This window comes from Brunnivagina elsteri CCALA 953 (assembly GCF_002289455.1).
Lineage (GTDB): Bacteria > Cyanobacteriota > Cyanobacteriia > Cyanobacteriales > Nostocaceae > Brunnivagina > Brunnivagina elsteri.
In genome coordinates this window covers 14400-33688 of the sequence record NZ_NTFS01000019.1, presented here as the reverse complement: position 1 = coordinate 33688, position 19289 = coordinate 14400, and the positions used below count along the sequence as shown (strand labels likewise).

General features: G+C 38.9%; 21 protein-coding genes. 9 read left to right on the top strand and 12 right to left on the bottom strand.

What is annotated here, in order from left to right; all coding sequences use genetic code 11:
• Positions 1 to 433: 433 nt before the first annotated feature.
• Positions 434 to 1234: a molybdate ABC transporter substrate-binding protein gene (modA, locus tag CK510_RS03225; protein WP_095720317.1), complete on the bottom strand. Its 801-nt coding sequence runs from the start codon at positions 1232 to 1234 to the stop codon at positions 434 to 436.
• A gap of 97 nt (positions 1235 to 1331) precedes the next feature.
• On the opposite strand from modA, the gene CK510_RS03220 reads away from it, so the two are divergent.
• The 6 genes from CK510_RS03220 (at position 1332) to CK510_RS03200 (ending at position 6232) form a co-directional block, all read left to right on the top strand.
• Positions 1332 to 1847 carry a TOBE domain-containing protein gene (locus CK510_RS03220; RefSeq protein ID WP_095720316.1) on the top strand — a complete coding sequence of 172 codons (516 nt, stop codon included), beginning with the start codon at positions 1332 to 1334 and terminating at the stop codon, positions 1845 to 1847.
• A 265-nt stretch (positions 1848 to 2112) separates the two neighbouring features.
• Positions 2113 to 2241 carry a hypothetical protein gene (locus tag CK510_RS34195; protein ID WP_342745924.1) on the top strand — a complete coding sequence of 43 codons (129 nt, stop codon included), beginning with the start codon at positions 2113 to 2115 and terminating at the stop codon, positions 2239 to 2241.
• A gap of 225 nt (positions 2242 to 2466) precedes the next feature.
• On the top strand, positions 2467 to 2823 hold the full coding sequence (locus CK510_RS03215; protein WP_444876491.1) for a helix-turn-helix domain-containing protein: 357 nt from the start codon (positions 2467 to 2469) through the stop codon (positions 2821 to 2823).
• 156 nt (positions 2824 to 2979) lie between these two features.
• A complete protein-coding gene (locus CK510_RS03210; RefSeq protein ID WP_143289207.1) occupies positions 2980 to 3816 on the top strand; it encodes a PEP-CTERM sorting domain-containing protein in 837 nt (278 codons plus the stop codon).
• Between the two features lie 86 nt (positions 3817 to 3902).
• The gene (locus CK510_RS03205) at positions 3903 to 4163 is read left to right on the top strand and encodes a DUF7219 family protein (protein ID WP_095720321.1); all 261 of its coding nucleotides are present in this window, start codon (positions 3903 to 3905) and stop codon (positions 4161 to 4163) included.
• Between the two features lie 161 nt (positions 4164 to 4324).
• The gene (locus tag CK510_RS03200; protein WP_245911825.1) at positions 4325 to 6232 is read left to right on the top strand and encodes an iron uptake porin; all 1908 of its coding nucleotides are present in this window, start codon (positions 4325 to 4327) and stop codon (positions 6230 to 6232) included.
• A gap of 46 nt (positions 6233 to 6278) precedes the next feature.
• Here the strand turns inward: CK510_RS03200 and CK510_RS03195 are convergent, their stop codons facing one another.
• Both CK510_RS03195 and CK510_RS03190 read right to left on the bottom strand, forming a co-directional pair.
• Positions 6279 to 6608: a TMEM165/GDT1 family protein gene (locus CK510_RS03195; RefSeq protein ID WP_095720315.1), complete on the bottom strand. Its 330-nt coding sequence runs from the start codon at positions 6606 to 6608 to the stop codon at positions 6279 to 6281.
• Positions 6609 to 6719: 111 nt separating this feature from the next.
• Positions 6720 to 7124, bottom strand: a complete 405-nt coding sequence (locus tag CK510_RS03190; protein WP_095720314.1) for a TMEM165/GDT1 family protein — start codon at positions 7122 to 7124, stop codon at positions 6720 to 6722.
• Between the two features lie 163 nt (positions 7125 to 7287).
• Between CK510_RS03190 and dusA the strand changes: the two genes are divergently transcribed.
• Positions 7288 to 8325 carry a tRNA dihydrouridine(20/20a) synthase DusA gene (gene dusA / locus CK510_RS03185; RefSeq protein ID WP_095720313.1) on the top strand — a complete coding sequence of 346 codons (1038 nt, stop codon included), beginning with the start codon at positions 7288 to 7290 and terminating at the stop codon, positions 8323 to 8325.
• Between the two features lie 215 nt (positions 8326 to 8540).
• Here dusA and CK510_RS34190 read toward each other — a convergent pair whose 3' ends face one another.
• The 3 genes from CK510_RS34190 to CK510_RS03175 all read right to left on the bottom strand — a co-directional run bounded on the left by CK510_RS34190 (position 8541) and on the right by CK510_RS03175 (position 9905).
• Positions 8541 to 8822, bottom strand: coding sequence for an Rpn/YhgA-type helix-turn-helix domain-containing protein (locus CK510_RS34190; RefSeq protein ID WP_342745922.1), 282 nt, complete (start codon positions 8820 to 8822; stop codon positions 8541 to 8543).
• Positions 8800 to 9069, bottom strand: a complete 270-nt coding sequence (locus CK510_RS34185) for a Uma2 family endonuclease (protein ID WP_342745921.1) — start codon at positions 9067 to 9069, stop codon at positions 8800 to 8802. The genes CK510_RS34190 and CK510_RS34185 overlap by 23 nt, the downstream gene beginning before the upstream one ends.
• A gap of 113 nt (positions 9070 to 9182) precedes the next feature.
• Complete coding sequence (locus tag CK510_RS03175; protein WP_095720319.1) at positions 9183 to 9905, bottom strand: rhomboid family intramembrane serine protease; 723 nt, start codon at positions 9903 to 9905, stop codon at positions 9183 to 9185.
• Between the two features lie 255 nt (positions 9906 to 10160).
• Here CK510_RS03175 and CK510_RS03170 point away from each other — a divergent pair, with 255 nt between their 5' ends.
• On the top strand, positions 10161 to 12329 hold the full coding sequence (locus tag CK510_RS03170) for a serine/threonine-protein kinase (RefSeq protein WP_095720312.1): 2169 nt from the start codon (positions 10161 to 10163) through the stop codon (positions 12327 to 12329).
• 72 nt (positions 12330 to 12401) lie between these two features.
• Here the strand turns inward: CK510_RS03170 and CK510_RS03165 are convergent, their stop codons facing one another.
• From CK510_RS03165 to CK510_RS03150, 4 genes are all read right to left on the bottom strand, one after another.
• Positions 12402 to 14231 carry a serine/threonine-protein kinase gene (locus tag CK510_RS03165; protein WP_095720311.1) on the bottom strand — a complete coding sequence of 610 codons (1830 nt, stop codon included), beginning with the start codon at positions 14229 to 14231 and terminating at the stop codon, positions 12402 to 12404.
• A 523-nt stretch (positions 14232 to 14754) separates the two neighbouring features.
• The gene (locus tag CK510_RS03160; protein WP_095720310.1) at positions 14755 to 15192 is read right to left on the bottom strand and encodes a type II toxin-antitoxin system VapC family toxin; all 438 of its coding nucleotides are present in this window, start codon (positions 15190 to 15192) and stop codon (positions 14755 to 14757) included.
• A complete protein-coding gene (locus CK510_RS03155; protein WP_095720309.1) occupies positions 15189 to 15587 on the bottom strand; it encodes a type II toxin-antitoxin system HicB family antitoxin in 399 nt (132 codons plus the stop codon). Before CK510_RS03155 ends, CK510_RS03160 begins: the two co-directional genes overlap by 4 nt.
• A 121-nt stretch (positions 15588 to 15708) precedes the next feature.
• Entirely contained in the window at positions 15709 to 16059 is a 351-nt protein-coding gene (locus CK510_RS03150) for a YkgJ family cysteine cluster protein (protein WP_095720308.1), read from the bottom strand.
• Positions 16060 to 16219: 160 nt separating this feature from the next.
• On the opposite strand from CK510_RS03150, the gene psb30 reads away from it, so the two are divergent.
• Positions 16220 to 16342 carry a photosystem II reaction center protein Ycf12/Psb30 gene (gene psb30, locus CK510_RS03145; RefSeq protein WP_095720307.1) on the top strand — a complete coding sequence of 41 codons (123 nt, stop codon included), beginning with the start codon at positions 16220 to 16222 and terminating at the stop codon, positions 16340 to 16342.
• Between the two features lie 15 nt (positions 16343 to 16357).
• Here psb30 and CK510_RS03140 read toward each other — a convergent pair whose 3' ends face one another.
• Positions 16358 to 18553 (bottom strand): single-stranded-DNA-specific exonuclease RecJ, encoded by a 2196-nt coding sequence (locus CK510_RS03140; RefSeq protein ID WP_095720306.1) that lies wholly within the window; start codon positions 18551 to 18553, stop codon positions 16358 to 16360.
• Positions 18554 to 18795: 242 nt separating this feature from the next.
• The gene (locus tag CK510_RS03135) at positions 18796 to 19221 is read right to left on the bottom strand and encodes a hypothetical protein (protein WP_095720305.1); all 426 of its coding nucleotides are present in this window, start codon (positions 19219 to 19221) and stop codon (positions 18796 to 18798) included.
• Between the last annotated feature and the right edge of the window lie 68 nt (positions 19222 to 19289).

The following is a 19289-nucleotide window of genomic DNA, read 5'->3' as shown; positions in this document are numbered from 1 at the left end:
TATTTTCTGATTTAGTGGACGACACAGAAACTGTATGAACCAAAATAGCCTAAAAAGGCACAAAGTCAACAGCCTAGCTCCAGCCTGGTAACGCGCTTTTGGAGGCTCTGCCTCCAGTTAGATTTGAGGCAGAGCCTCAATCGCTGCATTCCTTGCCAGAGGCAAGGAACGAGGAAAATGGGGTTCGACCCATCATTAATTCGCCAACAACATCCTTAATAAGGGGAGAGGTTGGAGAGGGGTTCTATATTAGTCAATTTTTAAATCGTTTACAGATTAGCCAGGGATTTCTAATCCCTGTCTAAAAGCTGAAGTCGTCTAAAGACGACTATGAAAGGGAAGAGATATGAAAGCTTGCAATTTAGTCCTCTTTTAGAGGACTTTCCCTATTAGACAGAGATTTAAAATCTCTGTCTGTCGGTATTTTTGGGACTTAAGGCAAAAGAAACCCGTATTTCTTCAGAACAGCTTTAGCCTGTTCGCTAGATAAATACTGAACAAACTCCGTCGCAGCAGCAACATTTTTACTCTGCTTCAACACTGCCATTGGATAAGCAATAGGTGAATGATATTTCTCATCTGCCGCAACCACCGTTTTGACTTTATTAGAAATTTTGGCATCAGTTCGATAAACCAAACCTGCATCAGCATTTCCAGCTTCCACAGCAGCTAGAACTTGACGCACGTTATTAGCGTAGACAAATTTCGCCTTCACTTTTTCGTAAATACCCAACTTTTTCAGAACTTGTTCGGCATATTGTCCTGCTGGCACACTTCTGGGTTCACCAATGGCAATTTTCTTAATACTGTCTTTTGTCAAGCTAAAGAAACTGGTGACACCAACGGTACTCTTGGGGACAATCAACACCAGACGGTTTTTTGCTAAAATACTGCGAGTGCCAGTAACCAGTTTTCCTGACTGCTCCAAAGTATCTACTTGCTTTTTACCAGCAGAGATAAAAATGTCAGCTGGGGCACCTTGCTGGATTTGTTGCAGCAAAGCACCAGAAGCGCCAAAATTATAATTGATGGTAATTCCTGGCTTACTTTGTTGGTAGTTGGTTTTAATTTCCTCCATTACGTCTTTTAAACTGGCGGCAGTAGATACTAGTAAACTAGCATTTGACTGTGCCACCACAGTCGAGGTGGAAGGAGTCAGCAACGGCAAGCTTATTGTCAACAACAAACTGGCAACCGTTGCACCAACGAAAGCAAAAAAACGTCTTCTGTTCATAACAAAGCCTGCTTGCGGGAGAATTTTCTCGTAAAATTAACACTTGGTATTATATTACCAACTTTCAACAAAATTACCAATTAACTTGGTAACATTTATGCCAAGAAAAGAACAAGGATGGGTCACATTTCAAACTTCAGAGGAAGAGCGGAAAATTCTAGAGGAGTTCTGCCAACAGTCTCAGCGCACTAAAACTGAGATTTTACGGGAAATGGTAAGGACTTTGGGTAAGCATTCTTCACCACCACTACCAACCGAAGCGGAACAAAGTTTTGAGACTGAAAATCCTCCACAGGAAACTAAAAAAAGTCGAAAAAAATCTCCTAAGCAAGAACCAAGTGTTAATAATTTTGATGCTGATAATTTTTCTCCTGGGGTAGAAATTAGCATTCCCAAGAAAGCATTAAAAGTTAGTTCCCGCAATCTGCTTAAAGGTGTAATTACAGAAATTGTCTCTGGAGCAGTTAATTGTGAGGTGACTTTGGAGATTATCCATCGAGTTAAGTTAACTTCCGTGATTACACAAGTCTCTGCCGAAGAACTTGAACTTGCTGTCGGGGAAGAAGCCTATGCTGTGATTAAGTCTACAGATATTGCGATCGCAATCGAGTAAATGCAGTTACATCAAGTTGTGGGAATATTCAGATATTTTGTACGTTTCTTGCTCTTGGCAACAGGTTTGAGAGTTTGCAAGCAACATCCCCCATTCACAGCTTGATTTGCTTTTCTAAGCATTGATATTTTTGGTTTGATTTTCGTAACAGTACTACTATTAAAATTAAACATAAATAATTCTAAATTAAGTATCGACAGTTACAGCACACAATTAATACCAACCATTATGGTGAATTTGCACCTACAAAGTTGGTATTGATTTAATGAACAAAACTACAGTCCAAACAAAATCATCTGTTGCGATCGCGAATGGTGGGGTTTCCCCCATCGCAATTAGACAACGCTTCTTTGAACGTCGCGAAATCATCTCTGTAAAGGATTATGTATTGTAGCAAATCGAACGGGGAACTGTTCGCGTAATCACCTTGGACGAAAATGGAACATCTGTGACTTTGGGTTATTGGGGAGTTGGTGACATCATTGGCTATCCCCTGTCTAAAGTTCAACCATATCATTTAGAGTGCCTGACATATGTGGAAGTAGTTCTGATTCCCCTTGAGGAATTAACTCAAAATCTTGATGCACTGCGATCGCATATTCAACAGTTAGAGGAATTAATGAGTATTGTCAATTGCAAGCGGGTATCTCTACATATCTGGCAATTTTTAGTCTGGTTAAGCAACAAATTTGGTCGTAAATTAGAACAGGGAAAGTTGATTGAATTGGGTATCACCCATCAAGAAATCGCCGATGTGTTAAATACAACCCGCGTTACTGTGACACGGATGCTAAAAGAGTTTGAGTCTAGGCTGTTAACTTTGTACCCTTTTGCCCATAAGACTTCATGCAGAAAATGTGTTTACTACTTTTGTGGGAAAACGGCTNNNNCAGNCGTTTTCCCACGAACAAAAAATAACACGGATAATTTTCCGCAAAATCGCCTAAAAACCCACAAAGTCAACAGCCTAGTTTGAGTCTGAAGGAAAGCTGCAAAAACACAAACGTAAGTTAATTTTGGCAATCCCACATATGGAAAAACTAAATCTGTAACTGTCGCTACAATACTACCAATATAGTTGGGTGTAAAATTATTACCATTAAAGTTGGTATATACCGATTAATTAGAAAATATGAATCAGCAAAATATCTTCTCACATCTAGTTCAAAACATTGCTAGAACTGGAGTTGTTTTAATAACAGGACTATCATTAAATTTGCTTATCCATGATGCTCTCTATGCCGCTACGACGACTAAAGACGCAGTGCTAGGTAAAAACCTCATAGTAAATGGCAATGGTGAGCAAGGTGCTTGCGATGCAGTTGGAAATGCTGTAGGCTCTGCCATTCCTAGTATTCCTGCTTGGACAACATCTGGTAGCTTTAGTGTCCTTTGCTACGGAGCAAGTGGTTTTGAGTTTGTCAATAATCTTGGACAAACAGTGCGTGTTAGTGGACTTCCCGATGCTAACAGCCCTGGAGCAGAGAATCGCGGTAAAAATTTGTTTTTTGGTGGTGCCAATCGAAGTTCTTCGAGTGGTTCTCAATTACTAAATCTGACTGATCTGGCTGCAATTGTTGATACAGGTAAAGGTGCTTATGATTTGGGTGCTTGGTTAGGTGGATATACAACTGACTCAGACAATGTACTGCTGAGTCTTGACTTTTTAAATCAAGATGGTTTGTCTCTGGGTAAAACAAGTATTGCTTCACCAACTCCAGAGGAAAGAAACAATACCACAGGTTTATTATTTAAATCTACTCAAGGTATTCTTCCTGTCGGTTCGCGACAAGTTAATGTTACTTTGAACATGAATTATGTGCGTGGACGTGTTAATGATGCCTATGCTGACAAACTTTCATTTGTAGTGACTCAAGTACCCGAACCATCGATTGTTCCTGGTTTTGTTGCTAGTGGGGCAATCTTGGTGATGTTGAAACTGCGGCAAAAACGCCGTTTGTTAGAGTAGATTTTTCGAGTTTGAAAAAGTGCGATCGCATCAAATTTGTATTTAGACAAAATAGATTGGCAAAGCGTACATCAAAAGAACTAGTCATGTTAGAAGAATCTCACTTTCCCATCAATCTAAATAATTTTCTCTACCTTCGTTACCCCTATCACGGTAAATTTAGCCCAGAGCATCTTGTTTTCGATGCCAATTTACAAGAATTTTCCCAGAGGGTAGGTTACATCTGTAATTTGGAAACATCTGGCAAGCTACCCCCAGAAGAAGCTTATGCACAACTGAAAATGCTTTGGAAACAGTTAAAACGTACCAAGAAAGAGTTAGGTATTGGTGGTAGTCCACTGGAATGATGGTGCGAAGCACCGGAAATTTGCCAGAACCGAACATGACACCAAAAATTTAAAGCTTGTTCGGGAGTAATTATTCACACTGTACTACCAACTTGTTTGGTAGTAGAATAAGTTACCAGTAAAGTTGGTTGTATTTTAAATAGAGTAGAGGTGTGAGGTAAATGTCTAATATTCTCCGGAATTCTTTGTGGATTGCGCCTTTTTTGTTTGCCGCAAGCTGGATTTCTGCTGGTGCTGCATTTGCAAATCCCATCCCAGAAGCAAATACTCAGCCGTCACAATTGCAGTTGGGCGAAAAAGTTGGTATTGAAACCCAGGGAAATGTATCCGAACAACTACAGCAAATTAGAGACTATAGCGATCGCAATGTCAAACCCACGGTTAGCCAAATAACCCCCGTCTCCCAGCTTTCTGGTGATAACAAGACAAAAGACTCAACATCACCAATTGGACAGGTGACATCGGTTTCACAGCTATCAGACGTACAACCAACAGATTGGGCATTTCAAGCATTACAATCGCTGGTTGAGCGCTATGGATGTATTGCTGGATATCCAAATGGTACTTTCAAAGGCAACCGAGCATTAACTCGCTATGAATTTGCAGCAGGTTTGAATGCTTGTTTGAATCGAGTCAACGAACTAATTGCCACGGGTACGGCTGATTTAGTCAAAAAAGAAGACTTAGTAGAACTGCAAAAACTGTCAGAAGAATTTGCCGATGGACTCGTTGAACTGCGGGGAAGAATCGATCCTTTAGAAGTACGGACAGCAGTTCTTGAAAGTCAGCAATTTTCCACTACTACCAAGCTGAATGCTGAAGTTATTATCAGTCTTGGAGGTGTATTTGGTGGAGATAGAGCGCTAAACTCTGACCAATGGCGAAATATAGACGCTGCACCGAATGCAACAGTTAGAGAAGCAAGGAAAGCCACAGCTTTTGGTGCTGCTGGTTCTAAATTGCAAGACAACGCAATTCTGAGCGATCGCATTCGTCTAAACTTAATTTCTAGCTTCACAGGGAAAGACCAGTTATTTACCCGTTTGGAAGCGAACAACACTACTGCTTTTAGTGGAGCAGTTACGGGTACAAACATGACCCGCACATCGTGGGACACGACAAATAATGCTGATAATAGTGTCCAACTTGGTAAGTTATACTACCGCTTTCCTGTTGGTGATAAACTCAACGTCATCGTCGATGCTATTGGTGGGGAATTCTACGACAACTTCAATACCGTCAACCCTTTACTGTCATCTACTCCCATCGGTTCGCTTTCCCGAATGGGTCGTTTTTCTCCCATCTACCGCGTCAGTAATACTGGTTCCGGTCAGAATATTGGTTCAGGAGTCAGTGCTAACTTCAAATTAAGCAATACTGTCACTTTATCTGCGGGTTATCTTGCTAGAAGAGGAAATGACCCCAGTGCAGGTAAAGGGTTATTTGATGGTAGTTATGGGACTTTGGCACAGTTGGCATTTCAGCCGAATAAAGATGCAACTCTAGCTCTAACCTACGGACATTCTTATCTAAGTGGTGCTGCTGGAGATGTTACGGTTTCAGGAAGCTATGGTAGCGCTTTTGCGAACACTCCCTTTGGTGCTGCGATCGCAACTTCGAGTAATCAATATGGTTTAGAAGCCAGTTATCGCTTCAGCCCAAAATTTGTCCTTTCCGGTTGGGGTGGGTATACTGAAGCCAAGGCTGAAACTAGTTCCGGTACTAATTCCACAACAAATGTGGTCAACAAAGGTGATAAAGCAGATATTTGGAATTGGGCTGTCACTTTAGCTTTTCCTGACTTAGGTAAAAAGGGTAACTTAGGCGGTATTATCTTTGGGCAGCCCCCGAAAGTGACGAGTAATGATTTTGGTCCTGCTGTCCTAACTCCTACCACCAATCGTCGCGAAGATAGCGATACATCTTTCCATTTGGAAGCGTTATACCGTTATCAAGTTAATCCCAACCTCTCAATTACACCAGGTTTAATTGTTATCTTTAATCCTGAACATAATAGCAACAATGACACAATTTATACGGGAGTTGTCAGAACTACATTCCGATTCTAAGTAGTTGTTTCCACAATCTTTTTAGTCATTGTGGCACCTCCCCTTGCTAAGGGGAGGTTTTGATTTCTTCTTGGGAAGTAACACTTTGTTCTATGACTTCTTCTTCGTTATTAAAAAACAATAACCGGATTGCGAGAATTGCGAATCCGACTGCTGCAACTGCTTTCAATATTCGCGTTGGTAAAACCTCCGCAACCGCACCTCCAGCTAATGCTCCCAACAAGCTGGTTAATAACAATGCACCTGCTGCACCAAAGAATACCGCACGATTAGACTTTCCTTGCCCCGAAAGTGCGATCGCAGCTAGTTGACTTTTATCGCCTAACTCAGATAAAAAAACTGTAATAAAGCTTATTCCTAAAAGATGCCAGTTCATAATTTTTTTAATTGGGAATTAGTAAATTAAACATGATTGCTGTACGGACGAAATATTTACAGCAATATATAAAGGTTTTCACTTCTGACTTCCGACTACTGACTTCTGAAACTATCCAATAATCACATCCCAAAAAAGCATTACGGAAATAAATAACAACATGATACCCGCAGCTTTTTCTACTGTTTTCGCAGACAGTTTAGTAGCTATCCAACTACCCAAAAGCACACCTAACAAACTTGTTGTGATTAAAGCTGCTGCCGAACCCAGGAAAACTACCCAAGGGGCATGGGACTCTGCACTCATTAAAAGTGTTGATAGCTGGGTTTTATCGCCTATCTCCGCCAAAAAAATAGTTAAAAATGTAGTCGCAAATGTGACCCAAATCGATTCTTTTTTGCTAGAAGTCTCAACGATGGTAGATTGGGTTGTCTCAATCGTTGCGTTGACCCGAAGGGACTTGTCGCTAGACATCGCGGAGTTTGTTACTGTATGTGCTGCTGATTCAATTTTCACAAGTAGAATTTTTTTTACTAGATATTTTTCATATTTCTTTCATTTTCTCAATATTCCTGACGATTTGCAACCCCCAGATTGCAAGAATTTCCTGATTACCCTTACTATTGGCGATGAGATTGGGTTTTTCAGAAGAGCGATAAGCGAAGCTACCATCAAAAGAATGAACGAAACAACTTTATTTAAATCAAAAACTTCAACCAGATCGAGCTACTATCCTCTGAGTGTGGCACCAATGATGGATAGAACCGATCGTCATTATCGGTATTTTATGCGACAAATAACCCGCAGAACCTTGCTTTATACCGAAATGGTGACGACTGCGGCAATCATGCATGGAGATAGAGAGAAACTTTTAGGCTTTTCACCAGAAGAAAAACCGCTAGTTTTGCAAGTTGGGGGAGATAAACCCAAAGAACTCGCAGAATGTGCCAAAATTGCCGCAGAAATGGGTTATGACGAGATAAATTTAAATGTAGGTTGTCCGAGCGATCGCGTTCAAGATGGGAATTTTGGTGCGTGTTTAATGGCACAACCACAAAAAGTGGCGGAATGTGTTGCGGCAATGATTACGGCTGCGGATATTCCCGTTAGTGTTAAACATAGAATCGGAATTGACGAGTGCGATCGCTATGAAGATATGGCAAATTTTATCAGTATAGTTGCTGAATCTGGATGTAAAATATTTAATGTTCATGCTCGCAAAGCTTGGTTAAAAGGATTAAGTCCCAAAGAAAATCGTGATGTTCCACCTTTGCGCTATGCTGACGTACATCGTCTCAAAGTCGAATTTCCCGATTTATTTATTGAAATCAATGGTGGATTAGTAAATTTAGAACAAATCCGCGAACAATTGCAATTTGTTGATGCTGTAATGATTGGACGTGCAGCATATGATAATCCCTATCTTTTTGCAGTAGCAGACTCGGAATTTTACGGTGAAAATACAGTTTCACTAACACGTCATCAAGTCGTGGAAGCGATGTTTCCTTATATAGATAAATGGGCAGCGAAAGGATTGAAATTGAATAAAATTACCCGTCATATGTTGCAATTATTTGCTGGACAACCTGGAACTCGTGCATGGAAACAGCATATTACTGAACATTCTTATCGTGTTGGTGTAGATTCAAAAGTTATCGCACAAGCGTTAGCTTTAGTTGCAAAGCCCACGAAAACAGAGAGCATCCCAAATGTTTAAAAACAAAATTGGAATGCTCACAAAATGAATCATCCTGTGTTGTCATGCTGTAGCTTGCTACTTACAGAAGCCGCTTGCGCGTCTACCCGCAGGGTGGAACGAAGCATCTAGAACGAAGCATCTGGAACGAAACATCTGTATGAAATTCTATTCTGCGGAATGCAAGCAACAGAATGACTTGAGCATTTCTTTATGTGGGGTTCTCTTACTAAGAATTAATTATTTAATTGATTAATTTCCAACTCAGATAAACCTGTTAATCCTGCAACCTGTTGTACATTCATTCCTTGCTGTAATAAATTTGCTGCAACTTGTTTTAATTGCAATTCGGCATTATCAGCACGTTGTTTTTCTTGTTCTGCACGTTGTTTTTCCTTTTCTGCACGTTGTTGTTCTTGTTCTGCAATTTCTTCAGAACTTAGTAATAATTGTCCGTCTAAAGTTGACCAGCGTAACCAAGTTGTATTTACACCTTTATAAATACCTTGCCAGTACATCTAGTACTGCAAAAAAATCTGGTTCTTTAAAGTCTTTATTGCGTAATTGTTCCGCACTATAGTATACAAACATATTTCCACCAACGAAACCGTCTTCCCGTTGGTTAAACCAAAGCGATAAAGTATCAATTAATAATTCCATTTGGACTTTATGTCTTTGGCTTTCCATGTTTGTGTCGTCGTCGTATGGTAAATCTAGCTGGGTTGGTAATGTTAAGCTAATTTTAGATGGTATGGTGCCTGTCATGACGTTTATGCTGCACGTGCGACTAGTATTTATATAATATCTCTGACTTATTCAAAAATTCAGGGATATGAATATTATTTTTTTAATTAATTTTTTTTAGTTCATTTTTTTGATTAACGTTTTTTGCAAATTCTCATGTATCCAGCACCAAATAATAATCCAATCCCATGCATCCAGTAGGCAATGCTAAATTGATTTGCACCAGATGGAGGAATATTTAAGCTACCAATGCCGTAAAAAAATTGTTGTATGAACCACCAAAATAGATAATAGAAAGCAGGAATTTGTACAGGAATAAATACGACTAATAATGGCAAAACTGAATCTATTTTGACTTTGGGAAACTTGAAAATATACGCTCCTAAAATAGATGCGATCGCACCATTTCCACCAATTAAGGGTACAGTCAAATTTGGTTCGACTAAAACTTGCAATAAACCTGTTAATATTCCTCCAGTTAGGTAAATTAATAAAAATTGGCAATGACCAATAATTTTTTCGAGTGTATTCCCAAAAACCCATAAAAACAGTAGATTCCCCAAGATTTGAGCAAAACTGCTATGTAGAAACATTCCTGTGAAAATTCCCGTCGAAGACATTATTACAGCAACCCATGCGGCAGAATTCCCTGATATTGCTGCTGCGATCGCATTAGTAATACCAGCTGGTATTAACCCTAAATGATTAATGGTATATCCAAGTTCATTCCCAAGTCCATTTCCTAATTCTAATTTCAGTTCCCATAAAAATAAACCAATGCTTATTCCAATCAAAACATATGTGATATAAGGCTTTTTATGTGCAAACAAAAATATATTATCGCCAATAGGAATCATATTGATTTTGGATTTTGGATTTTGGATTTTGGATTTTGAATTTTGGATTTTGGATTTTCGTAGAGACATTCCGGTGGAATGTCTCATCTTTTATTGAATTATATTTTATTGACAATATTTTTAATCTTAGATTTTAGGTTTGTTAATTATTAATAGTTAATAGTTGAACGTGGCTAATTTCCCCTTTCCCCTTAACCTGTGTCAAAATTAAAATGTTAATACTAAAATTAGATGTATCACACACACTGTAACCAAATGTTGGGAAACACACTAGTTGGACGTTACCAAATCATTAGTAACCTTGGTGGTGGAGGATTTGGTGAAACTTATATTGCTTGTGATACTCAACTTCCGGGTACACCACAATGTGTTGTCAAGAAACTTAAACCACAGTCGAATGATCCAGAAACCTTGCAAACAGCCAGGAGATTATTTAATACAGAAGCTCAAGTATTATACCAGTTAGGAAATTGCGATCGCCAAAGCTTAACTGCCTCTATGTGCCGCATTCCTCAACTTTTGGCTTATTTTGAGGAAAATCAAGAATTTTACTTGGTACAGGAGTTTATTGAGGGTAATGACCTTAGTAATGAGTTAATACCAGGAAAAGTATTTAGTCAAGAAGAAGTAATTTTATTTTTACAAGAAATTTTAGAAATTTTAGAATTTGTTCATCAAAAACAAGTTATTCATCGTGATATCAATCCCCGGAATATTCTCAGACGCAAATTAGATAATAAATTAGTTTTAATTGATTTTGGTGCTGTTAAACAAATTACGACAAATATTGTCAATTATCAAAGCCAAAAGTTTACAGTTGCTATCGGTACTCCAGGCTATATTCCTAGCGAACAAGCTATGGGAAATCCAAAGTTAAGTAGCGATATTTATGGGATTGGGATAATTGCCATTCAAGCACTTACGGGTTTATCACCAGAACAATTTGAACATGACATTGATACTAATGAAATTACTTGGCAGCAAGCAAATGTAACTCCAGAATTTGCAAAAATTATCGATAAAATGGTGCAATATGACTTTCGCGATCGCTTTCCTTCAGCAAGGGAAGCATTACAAGCACTAAAAGGTTTAAGCTTAAGTAATAGTTCTTCTTCAGTAACCATCGCGTTAGCTCCTGCGTCTCCTTTAGTACCAGTAAATTTTAAATCGAAATCACCAGCTAAACCCATCAATAAAAGAGCGATCGCAATCAAATCATTTACAGGGATTGCTTTAATTGGTGTAATTACAACTGGTGTTTTTTTTGTTTTAGATGCAATCAAATCCACTAATTCCGCAGAACTCTACAAACAAGCAAATACATTATACGATTTACAACGCTATCAAGAAGCTTTAAACACATATGAACAAGCGGTTGAAATTCGCGGTGATTATGCTGATGCTTGGAATGGAAAAGGCAAAGCTTTATATGAATTAAAAAAATATCAAGATGCTTTGATTGCTTATGATAAATCAATTCAATTAAACCCAACATTCTTTGATGCTTGGCGCGGTAGAGGGTTCACATTAGCTAAATTACATCGATATAATGAAGCAATTAGCTCCTATGATAAGGCTTTGGGAATACAGGAAAAAGATGCGGAAATATGGAATGCAAAAGGTGAAGTTTTCAGCAAAATTCAGCGCTATGATGATGCAATAAAATCATATGATAAAGCTGTAGATTTAAAGTCAGATTATACCCTACCTTGGTACAATAAAGGGCAATTGTTACATACTTTAAAGCGTTATGATGATGCGATAAAATCTTACGATCGCGCAATTGAATATCAACCCAGTTATGAAAATGCTTGGTATGGTAAAGGTAACGCTCTAGTTAATTTACAGCGCTATCAAGATGCATATAATGCCTATGATAAAGCAGTACAAATTAAACCAGATTTTTCTTCAGCTTGGTTTTCACGGGGAAATGTATTACTAAAAATGAGTCGATATCCGGAAGCAATTGATTCATTCAATGAAGTAGTTAAATATAGTCCCAATAACTATCAAGCATGGTATAGTCTCGGTTGGTCATTACATCAAGTACAGCGTTATCAAGAAGCGGTAGATTCTTTTAATAAAGCTACTGGAATTAAACGTAATGCTTACCAAGCATGGTATAGTCGCGGGAATTCACTCTATAATTTAAAGCGATATGATGAGGCAATTTCCTCTTATAATCGTGCAGTTCGATATAAACCAGACCATTATGAAAGTTGGTACAGTCGCGGAAATGCATTCTTAAATTTACAGCGATTTCAAGACGCTATAACATCCTATGAAAAAGCTATTAAAATTAAACCAGATTATCAGCAAGCAATTAATGCCCTTAACCAAGCAAAATCAAAGTTAGTGACACCAAAAGATATAATAAAAAAAGAGGATTCAGGAGTGACATCGAATCCTCAAAATAATGCTTAATAGGAGTTAGGAGTTATTTTTCCTTGCTAATTCCCAATGCTCAATTCCCAATTCCCAATTACCAATGCCCAATTACCGAATATTAACTTCCTGCATTAAATCACCAGGTTGAAAATCTTGGAGTTTGGTAGAAGACTCACCACGAATAAATGAGTTTTTCATATTACTTGGTATCACCAATGGCGAAGTCTTAAGATTATTCAAAATAGTTGATGTTTTTGATGTTGCTATTTTTTGTCCTTCGCTAGCGATGCGCTGCTTTTGAGTATATTCAACTAGCTTTGCTTGTGCAGTTGTGTATACATAGGCATCATTAGGGATTTGTTCAAGGAATTTTACCGCAGTGGCAAAATCGCGATCGCTTGCTTTGTTGTAAGCTTCCTGTAACAGATATGCGGCACGAACTTGATGTTTTTCGGTGTACTCAGCAATTTTTTGTTCGACAACTCCATTGGTTTCAGGTTGTCTAGGTACTTGATTGAGATAAGTTAATGCGGTATTAAAATCTTTCGCAGCAGCTTTTTCATAAGCTTTAGCTAATAAATCCTTTCCTTGAACTTCAATTTTGCCTTTTGCTTGTGCAACTAATCGATCGGTTTTAGATTGCCAATATAATATATCCGGTACTTGAGGTGCAGCTTGCAATACCTCAGACCATTTTCCATCAGACATGGCTTTTTCAGCATGATTATACTTTTCTGCCGCTACCCGCCATTGTTGCTGCCATTCTTGAATGGTTGCTTGGGCTTCAGGATAAACATTACTGTGGGAAGGGATAGACTTTGCCAGTGCGATCGCACCATCCAAATCCCCAGATTGATATTCTTCCGTCGCTTTATATAAAGTCTCGGTTTCCGAATATGCAGGAGAACTATTGAGTAAGGAATATACACCAAATCCCATGACTACTGAGTTTGCCAGTAATCCCACTCTTACCCCTGTAAGCAATGGTGAGGGTTTAGATTTTTCCAAATCCAAACTATTATTGACTGGTGCGTACCAATTTTTGGTTTCCTCAATCACCGTATATTCAGCTTCGACAGTGTGAAGATGCTCTTCCATTGGCATTTGTCGCAACACGTATAATACATCCGATACCGACTGAAGTCGTAGTTGATGATCGTAACGGATCATTTGAGTAATCGCAGCAGCCAAATAATCACTAATCTGTAATTGAGGCAAAAGCCAATTAATTTCATTAGTTTTGGGATCGACTTTCAACTGTAACGGAGTCAACCCCGTTAAAGCTTGAATCGCAATCATTCCCAATGCATACATGTCGCTATTGGGTTTGGTTTGACCGATAAATTGCTCTGGTGGAATATATCCCAAGGAAGTTACCGGAATTCGATAAATTGGTAATACCGAATCAGAACCAAAATCAACAGGTTGAATCGAACCAAAATCAATCAAAACTAATTTTCCATCACTTACCCGTCGAATTAAATTCTCAGGTTTGATATCGCAATGAATCACACCTTGGGAGTGAATGAAATCGAGAATCTCTAAAACATCGATCAAAAATCGAACTACTTCATTTTCACCCCAGAAATAGCCAAAACTGCGATTCAAAGGCAGTTCAGCACTGAGTGAATGTCCTTCAATAAACTCTTGCACTAAATAAAAGCGCTCGTGTTCTTCAAAGCAAGCAATCAATTCGGGAATCTGATTGTGGTGTCCTAACTGTCTCAGGGTTTGCGTCTCCGTTAGAAACCGCAACCTCAATGTATCCAAATGGCTTGGGTGGGAATTAGTCACTTTTAACTGTTTGATAACACACTTCGGATTTTCTGGGTGGTCAACATCTACAGCTATATATGTCTGTCCAAATACCCCAGCACCGAGGCTTTGGACGATTTGGTAACGTCCTTGTAATACTTTACCGATCATGTGGTGGGTCATGAGTTGGTTACTTAGTCACTCTTGTTTCTTTTTTCTGACAAAGCACCCTGATTCCGGAAATACTTGTAAAATCGATACACTGAAACTTGATTTACGAAAGCAACACAATTATGCTAGCCAGTTTTACGGCTATTTTCATCTTAACTTTGTATTGTCAATCACATCTACAAGGCTGATGGGCTATGTATTTAATGTTTCACCTATTGTTAAATACAAGTAACATTCCGAACTAAGAACATGTGACAGTTTTCATCACTGGTATAGCAATTTTATCTAGCAATTAAAAAACTATAATTCACGCCTTTATCAGAAGATGTATCAGAAATCAAGTATTCCCCGCTTCATTACTTAAATCATGCGATCGCATCTCGAATATTCACCCTTTCCTAAGTGCGAGTTACCTAACTCCTAACTTTCATCTTTATAAACTTCTCTACGATGGGGAGCATCCCAATTTATCTGGGGAATAGACCTAAATCCCCACAGCTTTGTCAAACCGCAACATTTCCAAACTGCGATCGCATTAAGCTATTGTCCAATCTTCTATTTGTAAATGAGGCACTTTTGCAAAATCTTTAGTATTGCGTGTAACCAAAATACCGTTTATGGAAAGTGTAATTGCGGCAATACGTAAATCTCTTGTGCCAATACGAATTCTTTGACTAATTAATTCTCTATAAAAGTTGTAAGCAAGTTGGTCAAAATCAAGCAAATTGAGCTGATTAAGGTATTCTACTCTATCTCTTAATCCTTTGTAAGCAAATATCAGTTTTTCAGATTGGGAAGGTTGGTCGTTATATTTATTAATAACGTTCAGCCATCCTTTAGTTTGCTCCTCCAATGTCACTATTGTTATGGTCAAATTTGCAGGATTCATTTCATTGAAACGCTGTTTTACATTTGGATGTTCTCTTTGAAGAAGTGATAAATGATCTGTATCCAGCACCCATATTAATGTCACCCTAACTCATCCTCTATATCGAGTTGCTCATAATATTCTTCCATTTTTTTGTCAAGTTGATAGCGTTCTGCTTCTATTTCAGCTATTACCTCGTCAACGAGTGGATTATCCTTGTACATACCAGCTATTTTCGTCCAAGGGTTTTCAATTTGGGCAGATTCAAGTTGAGGAGATTCAATTGTGACAGTAACTATTTTTGAGTCTTTCAAACGTGCTTGCAAAAGTTGTTGTAATTTTTCCACAGCTTCATTTTCAGTTTTACCTGAGCTTTTACAATCTAATAGTCCCAACATGACTGCCCTAAATGTGCCATCTTGCTTTTTTTCAATCAGCACATTGTAAGTAAGCTTAGAACTGTCAGTTGGAGAACTTATCAAAGGACTAAAACTAACCATATCTTTTTACTTTGATCTATAAATAATTTTCATCATAAAGTATTTGCAGTCTTGCTAATAGAATATAAAGCAGGCTATCGCTCAGTTGCCACTACACAATTACAACCAATAAGTTATACCGCTAAATCCCCACTGCTTTATCAAACCGCAACATTTCCAAACTGCGATCGCCATAAACTCCTTCGATTTGCTGACGACAGCAATCTATGGCAAAGTCGTTTAGTTCTTCGGGTTCAATTCCGTACATTTCCTCGAATACGTCGCTTTGCACTCGACAAAAACGCGGACGCTTTTCATAAATCTGACATTCGCGGGTTTCTTGGTCTAAGTTGATACACCATCCACCTTCGCCAACCATACTGAGATATTCTTCTAATTCTTCTGGATTTAGATATAAGTCCAAGTCTGGACGTTCTTCAGGATTGAGATTGCAGCAAGCACCGCAATTTTTTATACATTGCCAAGTAGCCATGATTTTATTATTTGGGGATTGGGGATTGGGAAATCAATGTTATATTTTCTTATAGTTTTGTTAAGTAAATTAAAAGCGATCGCATATAGCCGGATATGATTAGATTCTAGGATACGTAACTGTGTTATTTAACTTTTTAAGACAAGTTTGGAGGAAATAAATGTTTGAGGCTTTGGGAAACATTAATTGGGAAGTGGTTTTTCAGTTGACTTCGATTGCTCTAATCGTGTTAGCTGGTCCAATCGTTATTTTCCTTCTGGCTTTCCGCAATGGGGATTTGTAATAGTTTTTGTCAACGTTAAATATGTTCACTACTATTTAAAGCTTGAATTGCAGTTTGAACAATGCTGTCGTAAGGGGGTTGAGAAATATCAACCTCTTTTGCGTCTTGACGGCTAGTTCCCAGAAGTCCGATATTACCGCTTTGTGGTATTGCTAAAACTTTAGCTTCGGAATTTTTAATTCTCAGTTCCTGTGTGGAACCGTTTTTGTAGATACCGCAGGTATATTGGCGATTTTGATGTGTAAAAGTGATGCCTCGTTTGTTGGATGTTGATATTAATGATAGTAGAGCTTTTGGGGCTTGATTTGGTTGTCTAGCACCGACTATTTCGAGTTCGATGTTGGTTTCCCCATTAAAGGTATTTTCGCGCAGTTTGTAGGCGATATCAATATAGGCTGGTATGGGACAATATTCTTTCCATCGCCATGCGATCGCTTTGATTGTGTAACGTACATTATCGATGGTTTGGGCTAAAGTCATTTTAATATGATTTTTGCCGATGGTGGCTTGTTCGACGACGCGGACATTGGGAGTCCAAAATACTGGATCGGGGTTTTCGATACCGCAGGGTTCTAATGTATTCAGTTGCTGGTAAAGTACCCGATCGATTTGATTAAGGTTTGCTAATGCGTCAATTTTAATCAGGGGTTTGAGATGTTGGAGTTCGAGACATTGATTCGCAAATTCTGATAGACGCGTTCGCAACAGCGACTCCCTGGAGTCTCGCACTTCTGCTAAATTATCAGCAGGTATAGAAAAACCTCCGGCTGCTCTATGTCCACCGTATTTACCGAGCAAATCGTGGCAAAATTCTAGCGCTTCAAACACATTAAATTCGGGAATACTTCGTGCCGAGCCGCGAATATCTCCATTTTCTTCGTATGTCCCAATAAATACAGGCACACCGTAACGTTCGACTAACCGTGATGCCACAATCCCAATTACACCATGATGCCAGCCATTGTTAATTACAACTAATACCCTGTCATCCTTGAGAGATAGGAGAAAATTTTCTTCAACAATTGCGATCGCTTCCTGTTCAATTTGCTGACACATTTCCTGACGACGAGCGTTAACACCTTCACACTGCATTGCTCGTTCCAGCGCGATTCCCATATCATCAGTTGTCAACAATTCTATAATAATTTGTGGATCAGATATTCTGCCAATCGCATTAATTCGGGGTCCAAGACGAAAACCGATATCTTCGGGTTTTAATGATTTGGGATTTTTAGATTGAGATTGGGCAGTGGGCATTGGGGATTGGGCATTGGGAATAGAGTTAGAGTATTTATGATTCTCTCCTTGCCTCTCCTTCTCAGTGTTTCCCTTGGCAATTTCCCCGACTCCAACACCAGCCATTTGAATCAAAGCTTGAATTCCAGCTAGTTTTGATTTGGGTAACTGCTGCAAACCACGTTTAACCCAACGACGGTTAACCCCTGTTAAAGGTGCTAAATCTGCAATAGTTCCCAAAGTGAAAAGCTCCAGCATCGGCTTGAGAATGCCAGAATTAGCTTGTCCGAGTTGCTGCGCGAGGGAAACCGCCAAAATGTAAGCAACACCCACACCAGCGACACCACGATAGGGGGAATCTTCGCGGATGAGTTTGGGGTTTAGTATGGCATTGGCTGGGGGTAATTTTTGGGGAACGTCGTGGTGGTCTGTGATAATAACTTTTATACCAAGTTCGCGGGCACGGGCGACAGGTTCGTATGCAGAGATACCGTTATCTACAGTCAGAATTAACTCGACACCTTCTTTATGGAACTCTTCAACAATGCGTTTATTGATACCATAACCATCGTGCATTCGACTAGGAATCGCATAATCAACCTGTGCCCCCAACCAGCGTAAACTACGTAATAATAAAGCCGTACTAGTCATGCCATCAGCATCGTAATCACCGCAAATAGCGATTTTAGTTTGGGATGCGATCGCAGTTTGCAAAAGTTCTAAACTCAGCGCTAAATCGGGAAAATCAACTAATGGTGAAGGTAAATTTAGAGATTCCGGTTCTAGAAAGATTTGTGCGGGTTCTGCTGATTCAATCCCGCGATTGATTAATAATTGGCTAATAATCGGCGATAAATTAAATTTATTGGCTAATTCCTGAGCTAAATCGGGCTTTTGCGGATATATGTACCAGCGTTGATTGGGTAAACGTCGGCTATTATTTATCGGTGAAGGAGAAGTAGATTTATTAAACATCAAAAATAAAGTTAGGAATTAGGAATGTAGAGACGCGATATATCGCGTCTTTATGGGAATTATGAGTTATGAGTTACAGAAATTTAAATTTGAGCAAAGTAGACTCTTTATCCGCATTTATCCGCGTTTATCTGCGGTTATCTGCGGTTTTTATATCTATATGTAACTCCCCACTCCTCAGCATTAACCCTTAACCATTAACTCATAACTCTTGCCAATTAACTCCTAACTTTTGCTACATCTTATAAAACATTAACTATTCCATCATCGCGCAAATAAACCGAGCGATCGCCTGGTTGATACCAATTAGGACGCAATTCAACCCGCAACGTCGCTACATTCGGTTTCGAGAGCTTTGCAGTCAATGCTCTTCCTGTCTCATCCCAAAACAGCAGAGACATATTTGGTTCCGTTACCTGTGCTTGCTCGAACTTCAATACTTGTCCAGGTTGAATTTGAATAAAATCAGAAGATTCCACCTTCTGTAATTTCAACGTCCTTGGAGTGCTATTTACAACTTCCACACGGACTAATTGACCGGGGACAAACTGAAGTGGACGTTTACCGCACTTCGAGGCACAGGTTTGAGCCGAAGCTATATTTTGATTCTCAAACGCTCCTAATAGCAGCGTTGTCGCGATTAAAGTGGCAGATACTAACTTCAACATAAATATAGAATTAGAAAGAACCAAGTTTCTCAAAAATTTCTCAAAATTCAATGTGAAATTTGATACTT

Excerpts from the sequence above, each read along its gene's own strand:
- CK510_RS03220 (WP_095720316.1), top strand. The coding sequence starts at position 1,332 with ATGCCAAGAAAAGAACAAGGATGGGTCACATTTCAAACTTCAGAGGAA.
- CK510_RS03210 (WP_143289207.1), top strand. The coding sequence starts at position 2,980 with ATGAATCAGCAAAATATCTTCTCACATCTAGTTCAAAACATTGCTAGA.
- dusA (WP_095720313.1), top strand. The coding sequence starts at position 7,288 with ATGAACGAAACAACTTTATTTAAATCAAAAACTTCAACCAGATCGAGC.
- CK510_RS34190 (WP_342745922.1), bottom strand. The coding sequence starts at position 8,822 with ATGTACTGGCAAGGTATTTATAAAGGTGTAAATACAACTTGGTTACGC.
- CK510_RS03135 (WP_095720305.1), bottom strand. The coding sequence starts at position 19,221 with ATGTTGAAGTTAGTATCTGCCACTTTAATCGCGACAACGCTGCTATTA.
- CK510_RS03200 (WP_245911825.1), top strand. The coding sequence starts at position 4,325 with ATGTCTAATATTCTCCGGAATTCTTTGTGGATTGCGCCTTTTTTGTTT.
- CK510_RS03170 (WP_095720312.1), top strand. The coding sequence starts at position 10,161 with ATGTTGGGAAACACACTAGTTGGACGTTACCAAATCATTAGTAACCTT.
- modA (WP_095720317.1), bottom strand. The coding sequence starts at position 1,234 with ATGAACAGAAGACGTTTTTTTGCTTTCGTTGGTGCAACGGTTGCCAGT.
- CK510_RS03195 (WP_095720315.1), bottom strand. The coding sequence starts at position 6,608 with ATGAACTGGCATCTTTTAGGAATAAGCTTTATTACAGTTTTTTTATCT.
- CK510_RS03140 (WP_095720306.1), bottom strand. The coding sequence starts at position 18,553 with ATGTTTAATAAATCTACTTCTCCTTCACCGATAAATAATAGCCGACGT.
- CK510_RS34185 (WP_342745921.1), bottom strand. The coding sequence starts at position 9,069 with ATGACAGGCACCATACCATCTAAAATTAGCTTAACATTACCAACCCAG.
- CK510_RS03155 (WP_095720309.1), bottom strand. The coding sequence starts at position 15,587 with ATGGTTAGTTTTAGTCCTTTGATAAGTTCTCCAACTGACAGTTCTAAG.
- CK510_RS03205 (WP_095720321.1), top strand. The coding sequence starts at position 3,903 with ATGTTAGAAGAATCTCACTTTCCCATCAATCTAAATAATTTTCTCTAC.
- CK510_RS03165 (WP_095720311.1), bottom strand. The coding sequence starts at position 14,231 with ATGACCCACCACATGATCGGTAAAGTATTACAAGGACGTTACCAAATC.
- psb30 (WP_095720307.1), top strand. The coding sequence starts at position 16,220 with ATGTTTGAGGCTTTGGGAAACATTAATTGGGAAGTGGTTTTTCAGTTG.
- CK510_RS34195 (WP_342745924.1), top strand. The coding sequence starts at position 2,113 with ATGAACAAAACTACAGTCCAAACAAAATCATCTGTTGCGATCGCGAAT.
- CK510_RS03175 (WP_095720319.1), bottom strand. The coding sequence starts at position 9,905 with ATGATTCCTATTGGCGATAATATATTTTTGTTTGCACATAAAAAGCCT.
- CK510_RS03150 (WP_095720308.1), bottom strand. The coding sequence starts at position 16,059 with ATGGCTACTTGGCAATGTATAAAAAATTGCGGTGCTTGCTGCAATCTC.